The 6,033-nt window shown below is 68.6% G+C and carries 3 protein-coding genes; 2 read left to right on the forward strand and 1 reads right to left on the reverse strand.

The features are described from left to right. Window positions 1–392 precede the first annotated feature (392 nt). Window positions 393–1,664: a sugar MFS transporter gene (locus tag AC6CHL_RS20070; protein ID WP_051598702.1), complete on the forward strand. Its 1,272-nt coding sequence runs from the start codon at window positions 393–395 to the stop codon at window positions 1,662–1,664. 9 nt (window positions 1,665–1,673) lie between these two features. Here AC6CHL_RS20070 and AC6CHL_RS20075 read toward each other — a convergent pair whose 3' ends face one another. Beyond that, window positions 1,674–2,681 (reverse strand): LacI family DNA-binding transcriptional regulator, encoded by a 1,008-nt coding sequence (locus AC6CHL_RS20075; protein WP_448134602.1) that lies wholly within the window; start codon window positions 2,679–2,681, stop codon window positions 1,674–1,676. Between the two features lie 384 nt (window positions 2,682–3,065). Between AC6CHL_RS20075 and AC6CHL_RS20080 the strand changes: the two genes are divergently transcribed. After that, window positions 3,066–5,597 carry a glycoside hydrolase family 3 protein gene (locus AC6CHL_RS20080; RefSeq protein WP_498295949.1) on the forward strand — a complete coding sequence of 844 codons (2,532 nt, stop codon included), beginning with the start codon at window positions 3,066–3,068 and terminating at the stop codon, window positions 5,595–5,597. Window positions 5,598–6,033 lie beyond the last annotated feature (436 nt).

Below are 6,033 nucleotides of genomic sequence, written 5' to 3' on the forward strand. Positions count from 1 at the left end.
AAATCGATAATGGCGTCCTACGGCGTGATGGCACGGTTCAACAGCACACGGGCCGGATTGGGGGCCATCGTTGACAGCGTTGTCAACAAACGACCCTGCCATTGCCGATCCCACCGGCACGGGCGCCACGTCCAGCGCTGTCATCCGGGCCGTAGCGACGACCGGTAAAGCACCGTGGCGCAGGGCCTGCGGTGTGTTTCATGCGGTATCCCGTGCTGCCGCTGCAGCATGCCGGCAGCGTTGTGCAGTGCAGAACGAAACTGCGCGGATGCCCCACGCAGGCTGCCGTGCCGCCCATGTCCTGTCTGCTGACAGCGCTGGACAATCGATGACGAAGCGGGTTCCATGTGTGGCCGCCGAATGGCTGGCATACCCTTCAACAAGGACATGCAATGGACAACCCTGCTGCAGTGCGCGGGCAACACGTGCAAAGCAACCGCGTGGCGCTGACGGTGGTCACCGCGATCTTCTTCATGTGGGGCTTCCTGACCTGCCTCAACGACATCCTCATTCCGCACCTCAAGGCCGCCTTCGCGCTCACCTGGGTGCAGGCGATGCTGGTGCAGTTCACCTTCTTTGGTGCGTACTTCCTGATGTCGCTGCCGGCAGGACGGCTGGTCGCGGCCGTGGGCTACAAGCGTGGCATCGTGGCCGGGCTGGCCATTGCCGGCGTGGGCGCGCTGCTGTTCTGGCCGGCCGCGCATGCACATGTGTACGGGTTGTTCCTGGCAGCGTTGTTCGTGCTCGCCACCGGCATCACCGTGCTGCAGGTGGCGGCCAACCCGTACGTGGCGCTGCTGGGACCGGAGCAGACCGCATCCAGCCGGCTGACCTTGGCGCAGTCGATGAATGCACTGGGCACCACGCTGGCGCCGCTGTTCGGCGGCCTGCTGATCCTGTCGGCCGAACCGCGCACCGATGAAGCCCTGGCGCTGCTGCCGCACGCCGAGGCGCTGGCCTACCGCGCCGCCGAGGCGCAGTCGGTGCAGCTGCCGTACTTCGGCCTGGCGGTGGCGCTGTTCGTGCTGGCCGCGGCCATATGGATGTTCCGCCTGCCGGCCATCCCGGGCGTGGAAGAGGGCGCCACCGGCGGGCGCATCCGCGACGCGCTGCGGCATCCGCACCTGCGCTACGGCGTGCTGGCGATCTTCTTCTACGTGGGCGCCGAAGTATCCATCGGCAGCGTGCTGGTCAACTTCCTGTCGATGCCGGGCATCGGCGAAGGGCTCACCGAGCAGGAAGCCACGCGGTACGTGTCGTTGTACTGGGGCGGTGCGCTGGTCGGGCGCCTGGTCGGCACCGTGCTGCTGGCACGGCTCGACCCGCGCCGCCTGCTGGGCATCTTCGCGCTGGTGGTGATGGCGCTGCTGGCGGTGACCATGCTGGCCGGTGGCGGGTTGGCCAAGTGGGCGGTGGTCAGCATCGGGCTGTTCAACTCGATCATGTTCCCGACCATCTTCGCGCTCGCCATCGCGCGGCTGGGCGCGCTGACCGGCAAGGGCTCCAGCCTGCTGGTGATGGCCATCGTGGGCGGTGCGGTGGTACCGCTGGCGATGGGCTGGGTGGCCGACAACCACGGCCTGCAGCTGTCGTTCCTGCTGCCGATGCTGTGCTACCTGTACATCGTGTTCTACGCGTGGCGGGGCTCGCGCCACGCCGCGTAACCACGCGCCTCAGCGCCGTCGCGGCGCGTGGGTCGATTCGCGCACCAGCACCGCATGGTCCACCGTGACCATGCGGCCGGCGTCGGGTGAGCGGATGTGGTCGATCAGCTGTTCGGTGGCCAGCCGGCCCATGTGCGAAGTGGGCTGCCGCACCGTGGTCAGCGCCGGGTAGATATGCCCGGCGATGGGCGTGTCATCGAAGCCGCATACCGACAGGTCACGCGGAACGCGCAGGCCACGCTGGCCGGCCACGCGGTAGACCGCGGCGGCCATGTCATCGTTGGCCGCGAAGATGGCGGTGGGCGGTTGTGCCAGGTCGAGCAGCGAATTGGCCGCCTCGATCCCGGATTCGAACGAAAACTGCCCGTTGACCACCAGGGCCGGGTCGTAGGCGATGCCGTGCTCACGCAGCGCCTGCCGATAGCCGGCCAGGCGCCACTGGCAGGCACCGTGCGCGCGCGGGCCCTTGATGTGGCCAATGCGGCGGTGGCCCTGCGCCACCAGGTGGCCCATCAGTTCCACCACGGCCGTGGTTTCATCCATGCGCACGCCGATGCGGCCGTCCGGGTGGCGCGGGGCGATGCTGGAGAAAGGAATGTCGTGCTCTTCCAGATAGGCCAGCACCACCGCATCGTCGGTCAACGGTGGAATCAGCACCACGCCATCGGGCCGCGAATTCTCGAACAGGGCGGCCAGGTCGGGCAGGGTGCTGCGGCCGACGCCGACCGGCCCGAGGATCAGGTTGTAATGCGTGGCGTGGCAGGCTTCGAGCATGCCGTTCTGGATTTCCATCAGGTAGTTGCGCGAAGGATTGTTGTAGACCAGCGCCAGTGCATAGGAGCGCTGCCCGGCCAGGCTGCGTGCCGACAGGTTGGGCTTGTAGCCCAGCCGCGCCACGGCCGCGGTGACCCGCTCGCGCGTTTCGGCGCGCACGTTGGGCTCGTTGTTGAGCACGCGGGACACGGTCTTGATCGAAACGCCCGCGACTGCGGCGACATCCTCGATTCGACTACGCATGGTGCGGTGGATCCTATGTAGGGGCAGGTCGGCAACTGCCGATGGTAGTGCGGCAACATCACGTAGAGATTGCCGAGGCAGGCCGATGGTGCCATGCCGCGATGGCTTGTGGCGCGCCGTTGAATTTCGTGCGGCGTTGCAACACCCAGCATGAGATCGATGCAACCGCTCGCGCGGTAATCCCCGTCGTAGCGGGGCGCACGTCCCGCGCGGGCCTTCCAGTGGTTGACAGTAGTGCCGGGTGTTTGTATGACAGCGCTGTCAGACAGGGGCGTTGAACCGATCCAAATGCGCGCCGACACCCCGTCGTCGCCCATCGCGCGTGGTCGTCATCCGCGCGGCGCCCACCCCGATCGCGCGTCATTCCACCGGAGGTAGTTGTCCGTGAACAGCCCCAACAAGACCCTTCTTGGCAGCTGCCTGCTGCTGGCCCTGGCCGCACCGGTGGCCGCTGCGCCTGCCAGTGGCGAACGCCTGCAGGACTGGCCGCGGGTGACCAGCGCGATTGCCAGCGATGCGGCCATCGAGGCGCGGGTGAAGCAGATCGTGGCGCAGATGACACTGGCGCAGAAGGTGGGGCAGATGACCCAGCCGGAGATCAAGACCATCACCCCGGCGCAGGTGCGCCAGTACTACATCGGCTCGGTGCTCAATGGCGGCGGCTCGTGGCCGGGCATGAACAAGCACGCCACTGTTGCAGACTGGTTGAAACTGGCTGACGCGTACCGGGCGGCCTCGTTGGCCACCGACGCACGCACGCCGGTGCCGGTGATCTGGGGCACCGACGCGGTGCACGGCCACAACAACGTCCATGGCGCCACGCTGTTCCCGCACAACATCGGCCTGGGCGCGGCCGGCGATGCCGAGCTGGTCGAGCGCATCGGAGAGGCCACTGCACGCGCCACCCGCGCCACCGGCATCGACTGGGTGTTCGCGCCCACTCTGGCCGTGGCGCACGACCCGCGCTGGGGCCGCACCTATGAGAGTTTCTCGTCCGACCCGGCACGCGTGCGCGAGTACGCACGCGCCTACGTCAAGGGCGCGCAGGGCCGTTTCGGCGACGACGGCAACGTGGTCGCCACGGCCAAGCATTACATCGGCGACGGTGCGACTGACAACGGCCGTGACCAGGGCGAGGCGCTGGTGGACAAGGCCACCATGGTCAACGTGCACGGGCAGGGCTACTACGGTGCGCTGGGCGAAGGCGTGCAGACGGTGATGGCCTCGTTCAACAGCTGGAACGACCGCACCGGCCGCGTCGACTACGGCAAGATGCACGGCAACAAGGCGCTGCTCACCGATGCCCTGAAAGACAAGATGGGCTTCGACGGTTTCGTCGTCTCCGACTGGAACGGCATCGCCCAGGTGCCGGGTTGCCGCAACGACAGCTGCGCCCAGGCGATCAACGCCGGCATCGACATGGTGATGGTGCCCGACGACTGGAAGGCATTCATCGCCAACACCATCGCGCAGGTGGAGAAGGGGGAAATCCCGATGGCGCGCATCGACGATGCGGTCAGCCGCATCCTGCGGGTCAAGCTGCGCGCTGGCCTGTTCGAGCACACACCTTCGGACAGTCGCTACGCCGGTGACGCCAACGCCGTGCAGCACCGCGCGCTGGCGCGCCGGGCGGTGCGTGAGTCGCTGGTGCTGCTGAAGAACGAAGGCAGCGCGCTGCCGTTGCGCCGCGACGCGCGGGTGATGGTGGTGGGCAAGAGCGCCGACAACCTGTCCGACCAGGCCGGTGGCTGGTCGCTGACCTGGCAGGGCACCGAGAACACCAACGCCGATTTCCCCAACGCCGATTCGGTACTGGGTGCGCTGCGCGCCGAACTGGGCACACAGCAGGTGGCCTACAGCGCCGACGGCACCGGGCTGGATCCGAGCAGGTTCGATGTGGTGGTGGCGGTGGTGGGCGAAACCCCCTACGCCGAAACCAACGGCGACATCCTGGCCTCCGATTCGGTCAGCCACAGCCGCGCCTACCCGCAGGACCTGGCCGTGCTGCGCGCGGCGCAGGCCAGTGGCAAGCCGGTGGTGACCGTGTATTTCTCCGGCCGCCCGATGTACACCAACGACCTGCTCAACCTGTCCCAGGCGTTCGTGGCCGCGTGGCTGCCGGGCAGCGAAGGCCGTGGCATCACCGACGTGCTGGTGGCGGGCAAGGACGGCAAGCCCACGCACGACTTCCGCGGCCGGTTGAGCTTCCCGTGGCCGGGCGTGCCGTGCCCGGCGCCGATTGACCGGCCCGACCCGAAGCGCCCGCCGCTGTTCGCGCTGGGTCACGGCCTGGCCTACACCGCGCCCGGCACGCTGACGCGCCTGCCCGAAGCCAATCCGGACAACTGCGGCGAGGTGACCACGCTGCCGATCTTCAACCGTGCCGATACCCCGCCGTTCGCATTGCACGTGGCTGCCAACGGCGCCACCCAGCCGCTGGGCAACGACCTCAACGCCACACTGCGCTGGCCGACCGCCACGCCGGTGGTGCAGGTGCGCACCGTGCAGGTGAACACCCAGCAGGATGCCAAGGAAGTCACGTGGCGGGCACCGGCGCAGTTGATCGCGCGCAGCACCTCGCGGCGCAACCTGGGCGCGCTGGCGCGCAACCACGGCGCGCTGCAGTTCGACGTGCAGCTGGTGCAGCGCCCGGCATCGCCGGTGACGGTGAGCATGCAGTGCGGCACCGGGTGCGAAGGCGGCGTGGATATCGCGCCACTGCTGACCACGCTGGTGCCGGGCCAGAAGCAGACCGTGACCGTGCCGCTGGCGTGCTTTGCCAAGCGCGGCGTGGACCTGGGGGCGGTGGAAGCGCCGTTCGTAGTGAGTGCCGACACGCCGTTTGCCGCGGCGTTCACCCAGGTGCGCGTGTCGGTGAATGCAGACAAGGCGCCGGGCGTGGTGCGCTGCCCGTAGAGCCGGGCTCTGCCGGCTGGCGTGCATTGTCCGTAGAGCCGGGCTCTGCCCGGCTGGCGTTCGGCGGGGCTGCGTGGAGCCGGCCAGCGGCCGGCGGTACCCGGGTGTGGGTATTTGTGCGTGGAGCCGGCCAGCGGCCGGCGGTACCCGAGCGAGGGTGTTCGTGCGTGGAGCCGGCCAGCGGCCGGCGGTACCCGGGTGTGGGTATTTGTGCGTGGAGCCGGCCAGCGGCCGGCACTACCGGCGTGGGTGTTTATGCGTGGAGCCGGCCAGCGGCCGGCACTACCGGCGTGGGTGTTCGTGCGTGGAGCCGGCCAGCGGCCGGCACTACCCGGGTGTGGGTGTTCGTGCGTGGAGCCGGCCAGCGGCCGGCACTACCCGGGTGTGGGTGTTTGTGCGTGGAGCCGGCCAGCGGCCGGCAGCACCGCGTCGCTCT

It is taken from the genome of Stenotrophomonas sp. GQ19, from assembly GCF_059758695.1.

What these genes read in the sequence shown, in the direction of transcription:
- AC6CHL_RS20070 (WP_051598702.1), top strand. Translation starts at nt 393, where the DNA reads ATGGACAACCCTGCTGCAGTGCGCGGGCAACACGTGCAAAGCAACCGC.
- AC6CHL_RS20075 (WP_448134602.1), bottom strand. Translation starts at nt 2,681, where the DNA reads ATGCGTAGTCGAATCGAGGATGTCGCCGCAGTCGCGGGCGTTTCGATC.